This is a genomic window from Nocardioides sp. (assembly GCF_036374615.1).
GTDB lineage: Bacteria > Actinomycetota > Actinomycetes > Propionibacteriales > Nocardioidaceae > Nocardioides.
Window position 1 is genome coordinate 1 of record NZ_DASUTK010000199.1, and the last position, 14,239, is coordinate 14,239.

Below are 14,239 nucleotides of genomic sequence, written 5' to 3' on the forward strand. Positions count from 1 at the left end.
TCCCGGCCGGTCACCAGCGGCAACCACGAGGAGACCTGACATGGCAGGCGAGACCGTCATCACGGTGGTCGGCAACATCACCGACGACCCGGAGCTGCGCTTCACGCCGTCCGGGGCGGCGGTGGCCAACTTCACCGTGGCCTCGACCCCGCGCACCCTCAACAAGCAGACGAACGAGTGGGAGGACGGCGAGGCTCTCTTCCTGCGCTGCTCGATCTGGCGGCAGGCGGCGGAGAACGTCGCCGAGTCGCTGCAGAAGGGAGCTCGCGTGATCATCCAGGGCCGCCTCAAGGCGCGCACCTGGGAGACCCGCGAGGGCGAGAAGCGGACCTCGTTCGAGGTCGACGTCGACGAGATCGGTCCCTCGCTGCGCTGGGCGACCGCCAAGGTCACCCGGGCGTCCCGCTCCGGCGGTGGCGGCGGGTACGGCGGCGGTGGCGCGGCCTCGCAGCAGCCCGACCCGTGGGCGAGCAACGCTCCACAGGGCGGGGCTCCTCAGGGCGGTGCCCCGCAGGGCGGCGCCCCGCAGAACGACCCGTGGGCCGCGCCCGGCGCCGGGTCCGACGAGCCGCCGTTCTGACCAGGCATCAACCATCCGACTACACCTCAACCATTCCGGCTCACGCCGGGCTCTGAACTCTGAACAAGGAGAGCACCACAATGGCCAAGGCAGTGATTCGCAAGCCCAAGAAGAAGGTTTGCCAGTTCTGCAAGGAGAAGGCGACCGGTGTCGACTACAAGGACACCGCTCTGCTTCGCAAGTTCATCTCCGACCGCGGCAAGATCCGCGCTCGGCGGGTGACCGGCAACTGCGTCCAGCACCAGCGTGACGTGGCGATCGCGGTCAAGAACGCCCGCGAGCTCGCCCTGCTGCCCTACACGTCCACCGGTCGCTGAGAGGAGACCCCTGATGAAGATCATCCTGACCCAGGAGGTCTCGGGCCTCGGAGCCCCGGGCGACGTCGTGGAGGTCAAGGACGGCTACGGCCGCAACTACCTGCTGCCCCGCGGTGAGGCGATCCGCTGGAGCCGCGGCGCCGAGCGCACGGCTGAGTCCATGAGGGCCGCCCGCGCGTCGCGTGCGGTGCGCGACGCCGACCACGCGGCGCAGATCAAGGCCAAGCTGGAGGCCGCTCCGGTGTCGGTGAAGGTCCGCGCCGGCGAGACCGGCCGGCTCTTCGGTGCCGTCACGGCTTCCGACATCGCCGACGCGCTCGCTGCGACGTCCGGTGAGTCGGTCGACAAGCGGACCGTCCTGATCGGCAACCCGATCAAGTCCCTGGGCACCCACGAGGTGTCGGTCAAGCTGCACGACGAGGTGTCCGCCACGGTGGCTCTCAACGTGATCCCCGCCTGACCCACGCACACCGCGCAGGGCCGCTCCTCCGCCACGGAGGGGCGGCCCGTCGCGTCTCGGACCGCCGACCCGACACTGAAGCGAACAGCACAAGGATCACGCCGGACGCGATCGCCGGCAAGGGGAGCATGGCGTCACTCCAGGCTCGAAGAGCGGGCCGGTCCGGCGATTCCGGTGACCAGCCACGCGTCGCCCCGGGCCCGGACGAGCAGCACCACGAGCCGAGCGCCCATGAAGACCACGGTGAACGCGATCCAGACCGTCAGCAGTCCGCCACCCGCGGCGACCGACAGCAGCGCAGCCGGCGCGTAGGCAGCGAGCGTGATCAGTCCGCCCCAGGCGAGGAACGTCCCGTCGCCGGCGCCGATCAGGACCCCGTCGAGGACGAACACGACGCCGGCGACCGGCTGTCCGGCGGCGGCGACCAGCAGCACTGCGACCAACCGGTCGCTGACCGCGGCGTCGTTGGTGAACAGCGCACCGAGCACCGGGCTGAGGGCTGCGAGCGATACCCCGGTGACCACACCCGACCACAGTCCCCAGCGGATCATCCGGTCGGTCACCGCACGGGTGCCCGCGACGTCGCCGGCCCCGAGGTAGCGCCCGGTCAGCGCCTGCGCCGCGATCGCGATCGCGTCGAGCACGAACGCGAGGAAGGTCCAGAGCGTGAACGCGAGCTGGTGCGCGGCCAGGTCGACGGCCTGGTCCCGCCCGGTGGTCGCACCGATCGTCACGGCGTACGTCGTCACGAGCAGCGCGGCCCGCAACGTGAGGGTCCGGATCACCAGGGCGAACCCGGCGCGGGCCGCAGCCTTGATGCCGGCCCAGTCCGGGTGCAGGGGCGCGCCCTCCCGACGGGCACCTCGCACGACGACCGCGACGAGCGCTGCGGCGCTGGCGACCTGGGCCAGCACCGATCCCCACGCCGAGCCCGCGATCCCGAGATCGGCGCCGTAGACCAGCAGCAGGTTGAGGACCACGTTGAGCGCATTGCCGCCGACCGCGACGTACAGGGGGGTCCGGGTGTCCTGGAGCCCGCGCAGCACTCCGGTCGCGGCCAGCATCACCAGCAGTGGCGTGGTGCCCAGCAACGCGATCCGCAGGTAGGTCGCAGCCTGGTCGGTCACCCCGGGGCCGGCCCCGAACGCCGAGACCAGGGTGTCGGTGAACGTCACACCGACCGCGGTCGCCGCCACTCCGATCAGGACTGCCAACCAGATCCCGTCGACCCCCTGCGTCAGCGCGCCGCGGGTGTCTCCGGCGCCGAGGTGACGGGCGACGCTCGCCGTGGTGCCGTAGGCGAGGAACACGCACAGCCCGACGATCGTCTGGAGGACGACCGCCGCGATGCCGAGGCCGGCCAACGGCTCGGTGCCCAGGTGACCGACGATGGCGGCATCGGAGAGCAGGAAGAGCGGCTCGGCGACCAGCGCCAAGAAGGCGGGGACGGCGAGTCGCAGGATCTCGCGGTCCTGGGCCCTGCTCACCGAGCCACCCTACCCTGATGTAAGAGGCTGATCGGCATAGTGCCTCTCACTGTCCTGGATCCTGGACGGGATGGGGACATCCTGTGAATTCTTCGGTGCAAAACCCTGCGAAAACCACCTTTCATCTGGTAAGTCGACAAAGCCGCGGGCCGTCCCAGATGCTGACCCTGCAACGAAAGGAATCCGGCCAGAGATTTCCATCCACACGCTGTGCGCCACGTTTCCGCAGGTCAGAGCGTTGTGTGGGCCATGTGCGCGGCGCCGCTCCACAGCTGCCTCCCCAGGCTGTTCACACCTCGTCGCGTGTCGTCCACCTGCCGACCCTAGTTATCCCCAACCCCCTGTGGATGAGCCGCTTCCGGCGGGCCCTGTCGGCCCCGTAGGTTCCTCCGCGTTGCCTCGTCGTGCCGACCACGTCCATCCGGACGTCCACCCCCGACATCCCGGCCGATGTCCGGGCCGACGCCTGGGCCGAGCCGTGTCTCGGCAGGTCCATCACGACGTGTCAGTGGTCGAACCTATGTTCGATCCCATCGATGGAACACGTCTGAGGAGGTCTGGTGAGCGTCACCGAGCACGGCGCGCCCGGTCCTGCCGGGGCCTACGACGAGCCGGCCGATCACGACGGCTGGGGTGACGGCCCCGCCGCCTTCGCCCCCGGTGAGCAGCCGCGCCGCCCGGGTGACCGCACGCCGCCGCAGGACAACGCCGCCGAGCAGAGCGTGCTGGGTTCGATGCTGCTGTCGAAGGACGCGATCGCCGACGTCACGGAGACCGTGCGCGGAGTCGACTTCTACCGACCCGCCCACGAGCTGATCCATGACGCGATCATCGACCTCTACGGCCGCGGCGAGCCGGCCGACCCGGTGACGGTCGCCGCCGAGCTGCAGCGTCGCGGCGAGCTCCAGCGGGTGGGCGGCGCGCCGTACCTCCACACCCTGTCGGCGAACGTGCCGATCGCGGCCAACGCCGGCTACTACGCCGAGATCGTGCGCGAGAAGGCGATCCTGCGCCGGCTCGTCGACGCGGGCACCAAGATCGTCCAGATCGGGTACGCCGGCGAGGGGCAGGTCGACGACGTGGTCGACGCCGCGCAGGCGGAGGTCTACCAGGTCACCGACCGTCGCGCGGCCGAGGACTACGCCCCGCTGTCGGACATCATGGACGGCGTCCTCGACGAGATCGAGGCGATCGGCAACCGCGAGGCCGGGCTCTACGGCGTCCCGACCGGGTTCGCCGACCTCGACGACCTCACCAACGGTCTCCACTCCGGACAGATGGTGATCGTCGCGGCCCGGCCGGCGATGGGGAAGTCGACCCTCGCGCTCGACCTCTGCCGGGCGGCGTCGATCCAGAACAACATGACCAGCGTCTTCTTCAGCCTGGAGATGACGCGCTCGGAGATCACGATGCGACTGCTGTCCGCCGAGGCGCGGGTGCCGCTCAACGCGATCCGCAACGGCAACATGAGCGACGACGACTGGACCAAGCTCGCCCGCAAGATGGGCGAGGTCTCGAGCGCCCCGATGTTCATCGACGACAGCCCCAACATGACGATGATGGAGATCCGGGCCAAGGCGCGACGGCTCAAGCAGCGCCACGACCTGCGGCTGGTCGTCATCGACTACATGCAGCTGATGACGTCGGGCAAGAAGGTCGAGTCCCGTCAGCTCGAGGTCTCGGAGTTCTCCCGCCAGATCAAGCTGCTCGCCAAGGAGCTCGAGGTCCCGATCATCGCGCTCTCCCAGCTCAACCGTGGTCCCGAGCAGCGCGGCGACAAGCGGCCGATGATGTCGGACCTTCGCGAATCGGGGAGTTTAGAGCAGGATGCCGACATGGTGATCCTGTTGCACCGCGACGACGTCTACGAGAAGGAGTCGACCCGCCCCGGCGAGGCCGACCTGATCGTGGCCAAGCACCGCAACGGCCCCACCCGCGACATCACGGTCGCCTTCCAGGGCCACTACTCGCGCTTCGTCGACATGGCGCACTGAGCGCATCGAGCGGTGTCGACCTTGGCTGCCTCTCGACCACCAGCTGGGGCACTCAGCCGCCGGTGTCGTCCGACGAATGCTGCGGCCATGTCGTGGGCAATGCTGTACGCATGGAGTACGTGTCGAGGGGGCCGCAGCCGCCGCTCGACGGCCTGATCAACGACATCTATTACCTGGCGGGCAGGCCGCCGTATCGCCGGCTGGCGCTGCCGGCGGCGCCGGCACCGCTGCTCATCGTCAATCTCGGGGCACCGTTCCACATCCGCGCGGGCAACCACATCCAGGCGGCCGAGTACGCCGACGGCTGCGTGGTCAGCACGCCCACCCGCGCGTGGGAGTTCGGCTACCCGATCCCGAGCCGGTCCGTCGGCGTGCACTTCAAGCCGTGGGGGCTGGCACCGTTCCTGCCGTTGGCCGCGGCCGAACTGCGTGACCGGCCGGCGACGATCGAACAGGTCTGGGGCCGGCCCGCCATCGCTGAGCTGCGAGACCAGCTGGCCGCCGTGCACGAACCCCACCAGCTGCTGACGGTGCTCGAGGAGGGGCTGATGCGACAGCTGCGCGAGACCCCCGGCCTGGATCTGGTCCGCCACGTGAGCACCGCCATCGCGGCGACCGGTGGGACGGTGCCGATCGGCGACTTGATCGCGGCGGGAGGTGTCAGCAGCACCTATCTGGCGCGAAGCTTCAAGGACATCATCGGCGTCACGCCGAAGCGGCTGGCCCGTGCGCACCGCTTCGCCACCACCGTGCTCGCCATCGACCCCGCCGAACCGATCGACTGGGCAGACCTCGCCGCCCGCGCCGGCTACTTCGACCAGGCGCACTTCGGTCATGAGTTCCGGGAGTTCACCGGCTTCACGCCGACCCGGTACGTCGAGGTCCGGAGGCGCTTCCTGCGCGAGCATCCCGGCCACGTGCTCGACGGCTGGCCGTTGCCGGCCGATTGAATTCTTACAAGAGCGAACAGCTTGAGGCGCCGCAGACTTCGGGGACACATCCCGATCAGAGGAGTCCCATGAGCAAGCTAGTCATGTACGCGTCGGTGTCGGTCGACGGCTTCATCGCAGCCGAGAACGACGACCCTGGGCCGCTGTTCGAGTGGCTGGTCAGCGGTGAGGTCGCGTTGGACGAGAGCGGTGTGTTGAAGGTGTCGCAGGCCTCCTACGACTACGTCCGTCCGTACTGGGACGAGATCGCGGTGACCATCGCCGGGCGCCACGTCTTCGACATCACCGACGGCTGGGACGGGACGCCGCCGGCCGGGGTCGACCACGTCGTCGTCGTCAGCCACCGGCCGCCGCCCGAGGGCTGGGACCCCGAGGCGCCGTACCACTTCGTCGACGGCGTCGAGGCAGCGGTGGTCAAGGCACGGGAGCTCGCGGGTGGTCGCACCATCGAGGTCGCGGCCGGAGACGTCGGCGGCCAGTTCCTCGCCGCGGGCCTCGTCGACGAAGTGCGGATGGACGTCGTCCCCGTCGTGCTCGGCTCCGGCAAGCGCTTCTTCGGATCGGTCGATGCTCCGCACCCGTTGAATGATCCCGACGTGAACATTCAGGGCAATCGAGTGCTCCACCTGCGCTATGGCGTACGCCGCTCACAGAACTGAGCGGGGATCGCGCCGCCGGGCGACCGCCGATCTCGCGGCCGTGACGCAACGGGAGCCCGCGTGAAGGCGCCAGACGTCGCGCGCATCTCGACACGACCGCGTCGAGCGACGACGCGAGCCGCCTGGTGTCAGACGAGCAGCGCGATGCCGCAGGCCACCAGCCACACCGACCACGCGATGTAGGTGATGGGCGTCAGCGTGGATGCCAGTCTCCAGCCGTCGCGTTCGGCCGGCCCGACGAATTCCAGGGAGCAGAGGGCGAGCACCGCGCCGATCACGATCCCCGGCAGACCCAGCCAGCCGGGGGCCTCGGCGGTCTGGGTGAGGGCGACACCGAGCAGCACCGTCCACGTGCCGGTGAGCAGGTATCCGAGGTGTTCGCCCACGGCCACGCCCAGGTAGCGGTTGAAGCTCTGGAAGACGACGTCCACCGCGTCCCGCTGCGCGGCGGTCGACTCGGGGTCGGCCTCGACCCGCGCCAGGTAGGGCACCAGGAACGGCCAGCGGATGAGGCCGAGCAGCTGCACCAGTGCGGCGAGCACTCCCACGGTCGCGCCGACGGCCAGCACGGTCGGGTTCGCGTCCTCGAGGGCCAGGGCGGTCAGGATCGCGAGCGGCGCGAGGGCCGCCGCGGTCAGCGCGAAGACCCACCACCACAGGAGCAGCGTCGTACCACCCTCGCGGAAACGGGTCAGGACCTCATGGGTGGGCCGGCGCAGGATGTCGGGGTAGTCGAACCTCGCTGCCAGCGCAGCGAAGGCGACGTTGAACGCCACCGGCAGCGCCAGCAGCAGCGCACCGGCGACCGTGTTCGTGCTCATGGAGCGACGCGGCTGGCCGGCCCGACACTCACGACCTGGACGCCTCGGCCGACGTACGTCGGAGCATCAGCGCGAGCAGCGGGGCGGTCACGAGGGCGTAGAGAAGGCAACCGCTCGCACCGAAGTTCGTGAAGCGCTCGTCGATGTTCGCGCTGATCACGTAGGAGCTGACCAGCCACGCGAGCGCCCAGGCGGGCGGGTTGACTGCAGCCCACCACGTCGCGCCGGAGATCCGTTGACGTGCCAGCACCATCGCTTGGAGGCCTCCGACGGCAGCACCGGTCACGGCCCCCATCAGCATCAGCGCCCCCCGGTCGATCTCATAGTCCACCAGAGCCGCGCCGACGGTCAGTCCGACGGCCATCCCGATGCTGGTCGCGACGATCCAGGTCCAGGGGACCACCCGCCGCAGGGCGAACCACTGGATCACACCGACGACAGCGCCGGCGATCAGCCCGCCGAGCAGCGCCGCGCCCACCGAGTCGACCGGGCCGGCGACCAGGCTGGCGGCGTAGCCACCGATCGGAAAGCCCACCAGGACGGCGAGCGGCCACGCCCAGACCGGCGGTCGGCTGGACGTGGGGCGAGGCCCGGTGTCGGTCTTGTGCGACAGAGAGGTCATGGCATGGACCTTTCAGGAGCGGGCGTCCTCAACGCCCTGGCGCACCGGGATGTCGGCGTGCTTCTTCCCCGAGCCGAAGATCGAACGATAGTATCACCATTCATGAATAACAATTCCGGTAACGAGGACCACCCTTGGGCCTTCGTCACCAACTATGCGCACGTGCTGGTCTGCCTCGCGGCCGATCCCCGCGCCCGGCTACGAGACGTCGCTGCGTACGTCGGTGTCACGGAACGAACCGCGGCTCAGCTGGTCTCGAACCTCGAGCAGGCCGGTTACGTGACGAAGACCCGCCAGGGGCGGCGCAACCAGTACGAGGTGCACGACGATCTCCCACTCCGCCATCGCGCGCATCGTCACCACACCGTCGGTGAGCTGATCCACTTCCTGGCAGCGCCTGGATCGGCCGCCTGATGGCCATCTGAGCCTGCGCGACCAGCCGGTCTCGGTGCTTGGAGGAGGCGGGTCACAGCCCGTGCTGCTGCAGGTGGTGGTGGAGCATGAAGGCACAGTTGTCGATCCTGGCGGCGTTGGCCTTCTTCGCCGCGCTGAGGACCAGTGAGCACAGCTCCAGCGCCTCCCAGAGGACGATCCGGCCGGCCGAGACGGTGGCGCGCTCCCGGTACCCAGCGAGGAAGTCGTCACAGATCGAGCTGGTCCGCGACATCCGGGTCAGTCGGGTCTCGTCGTCGATGACCGCGTCGTCCTCCGCGTCGGCCTCCTGGTCCGGCTGCAGCTTGTTCATGCCCACGTGCTTGACCTTGGTGGTGAACGACGCGAGGTCCGACGCGGGCTCGCCCTGGCAGGCTTTGTCGAAGTCGATGAATCCGACGCGGCCATCGGCGAGCAACACCTCAGAGGGTCGGAAGCTGTGGTGGACCGGCACCGGCGGATCCGGGGAAGTCGCGGCGGCCGCCGCCTCCAGCCGCTCGAACACCGAACCGGTGACGGAGGCGAGCCGGGGCACGACCGGCGCGAGCTTGTCCCGCTTGGCCCGGAGAATGTCGAGCTCCTCGGTCCAGGTCACCAGCGGTCCGTCTTGTACGCCGCACCGGTGCAGGTCGGCGAGCCCACGTCCGGCCCTGCGCATCGTCGTGGCCAGCTCCGCGGCCAGCGCGCCGGTCTGGTCGAGCAGCGCTACGTGGAGCAGGTCCTTCAGGGTGCGACTGCCGGGGACCCAGCCCTGCACCATCAGCTTCAGATCCGGCAGGTAGGCCAATGGTTGCGCGATCGTCACCTGCTCGCTGCTGGAGAGCGGCGAGGACCACAGCGCCTGCATCGTGCGATGCACTCGTGCACCGGTGTCGTCGTGATGAACCTTGGCGACCACCAGCGCCGGCCACCGGTGGCCCGCCCCGGCCGGGTAGTCGAGATGACAGAGCACCGTGCACCGCAGGCCAGGCTTGAACCCCTGGACCTCCGGCGTCACCGCCGTGAGGTGGAGGTCGTCGTACTCTGCGCCGCTGTTGCGGAGGATGCCTTCGAGGAGGATGCGCGCCCGGGTCGGGTCCGTGAGCAGCGCGAGGGACGGCAGCCCCGCGTCGACGTCCTCGACGCGCAGCTCCAACCGAACCTCCGGCAGGTAGCACCTCCACCCGTCGGCTCCGAAGGCTGTTCCGTCGTCCGTCCACGACGGGACCGGCGCCTCCGGTGGGATGAGCGTGCCGTGTGCCACGACCGTCCGGTTCGCACCACCCGAAGGCTCCGCGACGGTCAGCAGGTAGGTAGCGGTCCAGGAGCCGTCCGCTGGCGCCGACCGGAGATGACTCATCTCGCACCCCAGGAGGGTCAACTGACCCGACGCGAGCTGCGGCACGTCTCGTGTGAGCAGCGACCGGACGCGGTCGGGGCGCACGGCACCTTCGAACCACGCTGTGTCCGTTGTCATCGGTGCCGACCTCCTCACACTTGTCGCATCAGACTCACGGCCGCGGTGTCGCGAGCCCGCTCGTGGCGATCCGGTGCCGGAGCGCCACCAGTCGCGGCTCCAGCCGGGCGATGCGCACCTTGGTCCAGGCGTGGAGCATCGCGGTGAACAGGTCGCACGTCTCCCACAGGAGCACCCGCGTCGCGGAGACCTGCGCGTGCTCCTGGTAGGCCGCCAGGAAGTGGTCGCACAGCTCGTCCTGCAGACGCAGGTTCTCGTCGAGGGCGGGGCCGGTCATGGGCTGCCCGCTGGCGGCCAGAGCCGAGATTCCGATGTCGCGCAGCTTGGCGCGGAACCGTCCGACGTCGAGCGCCGGCTCGGCCATGGCCGCGCCGTCGAAGTCGATGAACCCGACCCTTCCTTCGTGGAGCAGCACCTGAGCCGGCCGGAAGTCGTGGTGTGCGGCGACGACGGGGTCCGCGGGTACCGTCGCAGCCACGTCGGACAGGCGCGCCATCAGGGCCGCCCCCGCTCCCTCCAGCTTCGGGACCGTGTGGGCGAGCCGGTCGATGACCTCGTGGATCTCCGTGATCTCCTGGTCGAGAGTCGCGGTACGGCCGTAGACCGCGCCGGAGTCGTGCACCGCCGACAGCGCCCGAGCGGTCTTCGTCAGCTCGTCGCGGAGCTCGGTGAGCAGCGGCTCGCCCGCGGCGAACGCCCTGCGGGCGAGGTCCTTGAGGGTGCACCGCTCCGGTACCGGTCCCTGCACCAGGATCCGCTCCTCTGGCAGGAAGGCCAACGGTTCGGCCATGATGACCGATCCGCGCCAGGCCTGCTGCCGGTCCCATAGTGCCGACATCGCCTCCCACGCGGTCCCGCCCTTGTCGCCCTGATGGGTCTTGAGGACCACCGGGCTGGGCGGGCGCGCACCGCCGTTGCTCGTCTCGTAGTCGACGTGGACCACCACCGTGCACCGGCTGCCGGGCTTGTAGCGCACCACGTCAGGCAGGCAACCGACAACAGCCGCGTCGTAGCCCGCTGCGGGCAGCACGCGACGCAGCAGGCCGGCCGCGGCCTCGGGCTCGACCAGCAGCGGCAGCGCAGGCAACGCCTCGTCGTGTTCCTGTGCGCGCAGCTCCAGCCGCACCTCCGGGAGCCAGCATCGCCAGCCGGGCTCACCGAAACCCGCGCGATCGGTCCCGGGCTCGTCGACCGGCGGATCTCCCGCCGCGGGCGGCCACAGGTTCCCGACGAGGACGACCTCCCGCCGCTCGCCCTCGGGGTCCACGACCTCCACCCGGTAGCGCGCGAGCCACTCCTCCCCCTTGGCCCGCAGTCGTTCGGGGGTGCAGGCCGACACCCGCAGACCTCCGTCGGCCAGGTCGTCGAGCAGGTGACCGATCAGAGCTCCGTCCATTCCGTCCGCCAGCCACTCGGGGAGCGCAGCGAAGGCGGACAGGGAGTCGACGAGCTCGTCGTCGAGCAGGCGGGTGTTCATAGGTCAGCCTTCCGGTCGTGAACGGTGATCGATTCGAGCAGGTCCAGCGCGATCTCGAGGCGCTCCACCTTGAGCGCGCGGCACGCCCGCAGCGCGCTGCGTGCCAGGGTGGTCGCGGTGTAGAACGTGACCCGCTCGCCACCACCGCCGGCCGCCGCGCCCGCTGCGGACTCGCCGTAGCCGTGGAGGAACGCCTCCCGCAGCTCTCCAGCCAACGGCGTGGTCGGGCTGCCCGCCCGCTTGGCGACCTGCAGCTGGAGGTGCGCCAGGAAGCGACCGATGTCGAGTGCCGGCTCGGCCCGGCACAGCGTGTCCAGGTCGACCACGCCCAGGCCGTCGGCGTCGAGCAGTACCTGTGACGGCGTGAAGTCGCCATGGGAGAGGACCCGCTGCGTCGATGGCGACTCACGATGCTGGGTGGCGACCAGGTCGACGCTCCGGCGTACCCGCTGCGCCAGGTCCGGCCACAACCGGGAGACCAGCTCGAGCTCCTCTTGCAGCTCCGAAAGCTCGTCGGCGGCGGTGCGCACCGGAGCCGCGTCGAGCCGCGCACCGTGCAACGCGGACAGCGCTTGCCCCGCTGCCTGCGCCGCGTGGCGTGCCGCCGACCTCGATCCCGGCTCGGCGGGGTGGCCGTTGAACATGGACTTCAGCAGCCGCGGCAGAGCAGGCTCCCCGGGCAGCGCCTCGGTGATCAGCAGCCGGCGGCCGGCGAAGTACACCACCGGCTGGGGTACCCGCGCAACGCTCGTGAGCGCGGATCCCGACTGGCCGGCCGTGAGTGCGCGCAGGCACCGGTCGACAGCGCCGCCCGTGCCGTCGCGATACACCTTGCCGTAGTACGTGGTGGGCCCGGCGCCGTTCGCCGTCGGACTGGCGAACCGGTAGCGGAGCACGCACGCTCCCTCGCGCGGGTGGTGCACGACCTCGACCTGCGGGAGCCCGTCGTCCCGGCGGCCGCCCAGCATCCGTCGCACCGACTCCGGGTCTGACGCGCGGGCGAGCGTCGGCAGCTCGGGATCGAACGGGAAGATGTGAAGGGCGAGCCCGGTACCCGCGGCCAGTGCGGTCGGCTCGCGCCAGGGCGTCGGTGGCGCCGTCTTGACTCGCAGTCCTGGAAGGCGCCCGACCCGGTCCCGCAAGTACGTCGCCGCCGCCTCGTCGTCCGGATGCAGCCGGGCCAGCACCGGGTCGATCTCGACCGCCCCCGTGCCATCGACCAGCTGCAGGCCATACCGCAGCGTGCAGCTGCCGTCGGCGCGCAGCCACAGCTTGCTGATCGTCGCGGCGCCGACGACTGTGTCGTCGTCGAGCAGCAGGTCATGCACCCGTCGCGCGGCGAAGTCCCCGTCCAGTGCCTGAGCCAACCCTGGTAGCCGGCGGTGCAGCGGATCCGCGAGCCCTGCCGGACGCCGGGCAGTGGGCGGATCCGCGGGCCCCTCCCCGTCGGCGTTCGCCAGCGCCGCCAGGTGGTCCTCGCTGTCGACTCCCTCGAGGTGCAGCTCTTGGCGAGTGAACAGCTCGGCGTAGGGCCCGTGGCGTTCGATCAGCTGCTCGTGGGTCCCTGACTCCACGATCCGGCCGTCGGCGATCACCAGCACCCGGTCGGCACACCGGATCAGGCCGAGGTCGTGGGAGATCACGATGGTGGACTTGCCGCGCATCAGGCTCCGCAGCGCGTCGACCACGCTGCGGGCGGACTCGGCGTCCAGACCGGTGGTCGGTTCGTCGAGGATCAGGATCGGGGCGCGGCGGATGAACGCCCGGGCGATGGCGAGCCGCTGCCGCTGCCCACCGGACAAGGTGGCGCCGCGCTCGCCGAGGAGCGTGGCGTAACCCTCCGGCAGCGCCATGATGAACTCGTGGGCGTTGGCCAGCCGTGCGGCCTGCTCGATGTCGGCCGGGGTGGCGTCGGGGATGCCGTATCCGATGTTCTCCGCCACGCTGCCGCTCAGCAGCACGGTGTCCTGCAGAACCAGACTGATCTGGCTGCGCAACGAGGCGAGGGTGACGTCCTGGACCCGCAGTCCGTCGACGAGCACCTCGCCGTGGTCTGCGTCGTACAGCCTCGGGACCAGCTGGGCGATCGTACTCTTGCCGGCACCGCTGAACCCGACCAGGGAGACCACCTCGCCCGGAGCGAGCTCGAAGTCGATGTCGGTCAGCACCGGTGGCCGTGAGGTTCCGAGCGAACCGTCCTCGTGCTCGGCCGGGTAGGTGAAGCCCACGTGCCGGAAGCTGAGGCGGCCCTCGAGCGGCGGGGCGGGGAGGGCGTGCGGGTCGTCGCGGACCACGATCTCCCGGTCCAGCAGGTCTTCGATCCGCTCGACGCTCGCGAAGACCTTGCCGATCTTGTACCACTCGCTGACGATCTTGCGGGCGGGCTTGAACATGTTCTGCAGCAGCAGCACGAACAGCACCAGTGTGCCGACGGTGATCGCGTTCCGGTCGACCAGCCACACTCCGAGCCAGACCACCGCCGCGATGGACAGCGCCTCGACCAGAGAGATCACGAAGCTGAACTTCGCCTGGATGTTGGCGGCCCACAGGGAGGCCCGCATGCTCTCCCCGGTCTCGCGGGAGAACTGCTCCAGGTCGACGGTGCCTCGGCCGTAGCTCTGCACCAGCCGGATCGAGGTCAGCATCTCCTGCGCGGTGGAGGCCAGCTCGCCCTCGCGTTGGCGCTGCGTCTTCGAAGCGACCTTGATCCGGCGGGAGTAGTAGTTGGAGACCAGTGCCAGCATCGGGATCACGATCAGCGCGACCAACGCGACGCTCCAGGACTGGGTCAGCAGGAAGATGAAGCTGCCCACCAGCACCAGCAGGCTGCCGAGGATGTTGCTCACCGACTTGACCACGAAGTCCTCGACCACGAGCACGTCACCGGTGACCCGGGTGAGGACGTCGCCGGTCCGCTTGGTGTCGTGGTAGGCCAGCGGCAGGCGTTGCAGGTGGGAGTACATCGCGACCCGGATGCGGTAGCC

Annotated in this window: 13 protein-coding genes; 7 read left to right on the forward strand and 6 right to left on the reverse strand. The window is 70.0% G+C overall.

Going from position 1 to position 14,239, the window contains the following annotated elements; all coding sequences use genetic code 11:
• Positions 1–40: 40 nt before the first annotated feature.
• From VFZ39_RS15425 to rplI, 3 genes are all read left to right on the forward strand, one after another.
• Complete coding sequence (locus tag VFZ39_RS15425; RefSeq protein WP_330866669.1) at positions 41–580, forward strand: single-stranded DNA-binding protein; 540 nt, start codon at positions 41–43, stop codon at positions 578–580.
• An 80-nt stretch (positions 581–660) separates the two neighbouring features.
• On the forward strand, positions 661–897 hold the full coding sequence (rpsR, locus tag VFZ39_RS15430) for a 30S ribosomal protein S18 (protein WP_179661957.1): 237 nt from the start codon (positions 661–663) through the stop codon (positions 895–897).
• A gap of 13 nt (positions 898–910) precedes the next feature.
• Positions 911–1,357, forward strand: a complete 447-nt coding sequence (gene rplI, locus VFZ39_RS15435; protein ID WP_330866670.1) for a 50S ribosomal protein L9 — start codon at positions 911–913, stop codon at positions 1,355–1,357.
• Between the two features lie 134 nt (positions 1,358–1,491).
• Here the strand turns inward: rplI and VFZ39_RS15440 are convergent, their stop codons facing one another.
• Entirely contained in the window at positions 1,492–2,844 is a 1,353-nt protein-coding gene (locus VFZ39_RS15440; RefSeq protein WP_330866671.1) for an MATE family efflux transporter, read from the reverse strand.
• A 560-nt stretch (positions 2,845–3,404) separates the two neighbouring features.
• Here VFZ39_RS15440 and dnaB point away from each other — a divergent pair.
• The 3 genes from dnaB (at position 3,405) to VFZ39_RS15455 (ending at position 6,447) form a co-directional block, all read left to right on the forward strand.
• Complete coding sequence (dnaB, locus tag VFZ39_RS15445) at positions 3,405–4,838, forward strand: replicative DNA helicase (RefSeq protein WP_330866672.1); 1,434 nt, start codon at positions 3,405–3,407, stop codon at positions 4,836–4,838.
• Positions 4,839–4,948: 110 nt separating this feature from the next.
• Positions 4,949–5,788 carry a helix-turn-helix domain-containing protein gene (locus VFZ39_RS15450; RefSeq protein ID WP_330866673.1) on the forward strand — a complete coding sequence of 280 codons (840 nt, stop codon included), beginning with the start codon at positions 4,949–4,951 and terminating at the stop codon, positions 5,786–5,788.
• 68 nt (positions 5,789–5,856) lie between these two features.
• Positions 5,857–6,447 carry a dihydrofolate reductase family protein gene (locus VFZ39_RS15455; protein ID WP_330866674.1) on the forward strand — a complete coding sequence of 197 codons (591 nt, stop codon included), beginning with the start codon at positions 5,857–5,859 and terminating at the stop codon, positions 6,445–6,447.
• A 128-nt stretch (positions 6,448–6,575) separates the two neighbouring features.
• On the opposite strand, the gene VFZ39_RS15460 is transcribed toward VFZ39_RS15455, so the two are convergent.
• Both VFZ39_RS15460 and VFZ39_RS15465 read right to left on the reverse strand, forming a co-directional pair.
• Positions 6,576–7,268, reverse strand: a complete 693-nt coding sequence (locus VFZ39_RS15460; protein ID WP_330866675.1) for a DUF4386 domain-containing protein — start codon at positions 7,266–7,268, stop codon at positions 6,576–6,578.
• Positions 7,269–7,296: 28 nt separating this feature from the next.
• Positions 7,297–7,890: a hypothetical protein gene (locus VFZ39_RS15465; protein WP_330866676.1), complete on the reverse strand. Its 594-nt coding sequence runs from the start codon at positions 7,888–7,890 to the stop codon at positions 7,297–7,299.
• A gap of 102 nt (positions 7,891–7,992) precedes the next feature.
• Between VFZ39_RS15465 and VFZ39_RS15470 the strand changes: the two genes are divergently transcribed.
• Positions 7,993–8,304, forward strand: a complete 312-nt coding sequence (locus tag VFZ39_RS15470; RefSeq protein WP_330866677.1) for a helix-turn-helix transcriptional regulator — start codon at positions 7,993–7,995, stop codon at positions 8,302–8,304.
• Between the two features lie 52 nt (positions 8,305–8,356).
• Here VFZ39_RS15470 and VFZ39_RS15475 read toward each other — a convergent pair whose 3' ends face one another.
• From VFZ39_RS15475 to VFZ39_RS15485, 3 genes are all read right to left on the reverse strand, one after another.
• Positions 8,357–9,661, reverse strand: coding sequence for an aminoglycoside phosphotransferase family protein (locus tag VFZ39_RS15475; RefSeq protein ID WP_330866678.1), 1,305 nt, complete (start codon positions 9,659–9,661; stop codon positions 8,357–8,359).
• A gap of 151 nt (positions 9,662–9,812) precedes the next feature.
• Positions 9,813–11,255: a phosphotransferase gene (locus tag VFZ39_RS15480; RefSeq protein ID WP_330866679.1), complete on the reverse strand. Its 1,443-nt coding sequence runs from the start codon at positions 11,253–11,255 to the stop codon at positions 9,813–9,815.
• The coding region (locus tag VFZ39_RS15485) for an ABC transporter transmembrane domain-containing protein (protein ID WP_330866680.1) at positions 11,252–14,239 on the reverse strand (2,988 nt) is incomplete at its 5' end. The genes VFZ39_RS15480 and VFZ39_RS15485, both read right to left, overlap by 4 nt.

Coding starts and splice junctions, on each gene's coding strand:
- VFZ39_RS15455 (WP_330866674.1), top strand. CDS start 5,857: ATGAGCAAGCTAGTCATGTACGCGTCGGTGTCGGTCGACGGCTTCATC.
- rplI (WP_330866670.1), top strand. CDS start 911: ATGAAGATCATCCTGACCCAGGAGGTCTCGGGCCTCGGAGCCCCGGGC.
- VFZ39_RS15480 (WP_330866679.1), bottom strand. CDS start 11,255: ATGAACACCCGCCTGCTCGACGACGAGCTCGTCGACTCCCTGTCCGCC.
- VFZ39_RS15450 (WP_330866673.1), top strand. CDS start 4,949: ATGGAGTACGTGTCGAGGGGGCCGCAGCCGCCGCTCGACGGCCTGATC.
- VFZ39_RS15475 (WP_330866678.1), bottom strand. CDS start 9,661: ATGAGTCATCTCCGGTCGGCGCCAGCGGACGGCTCCTGGACCGCTACC.
- VFZ39_RS15470 (WP_330866677.1), top strand. CDS start 7,993: ATGAATAACAATTCCGGTAACGAGGACCACCCTTGGGCCTTCGTCACC.
- VFZ39_RS15425 (WP_330866669.1), top strand. CDS start 41: ATGGCAGGCGAGACCGTCATCACGGTGGTCGGCAACATCACCGACGAC.
- VFZ39_RS15465 (WP_330866676.1), bottom strand. CDS start 7,890: ATGACCTCTCTGTCGCACAAGACCGACACCGGGCCTCGCCCCACGTCC.
- VFZ39_RS15460 (WP_330866675.1), bottom strand. CDS start 7,268: ATGAGCACGAACACGGTCGCCGGTGCGCTGCTGCTGGCGCTGCCGGTG.
- rpsR (WP_179661957.1), top strand. CDS start 661: ATGGCCAAGGCAGTGATTCGCAAGCCCAAGAAGAAGGTTTGCCAGTTC.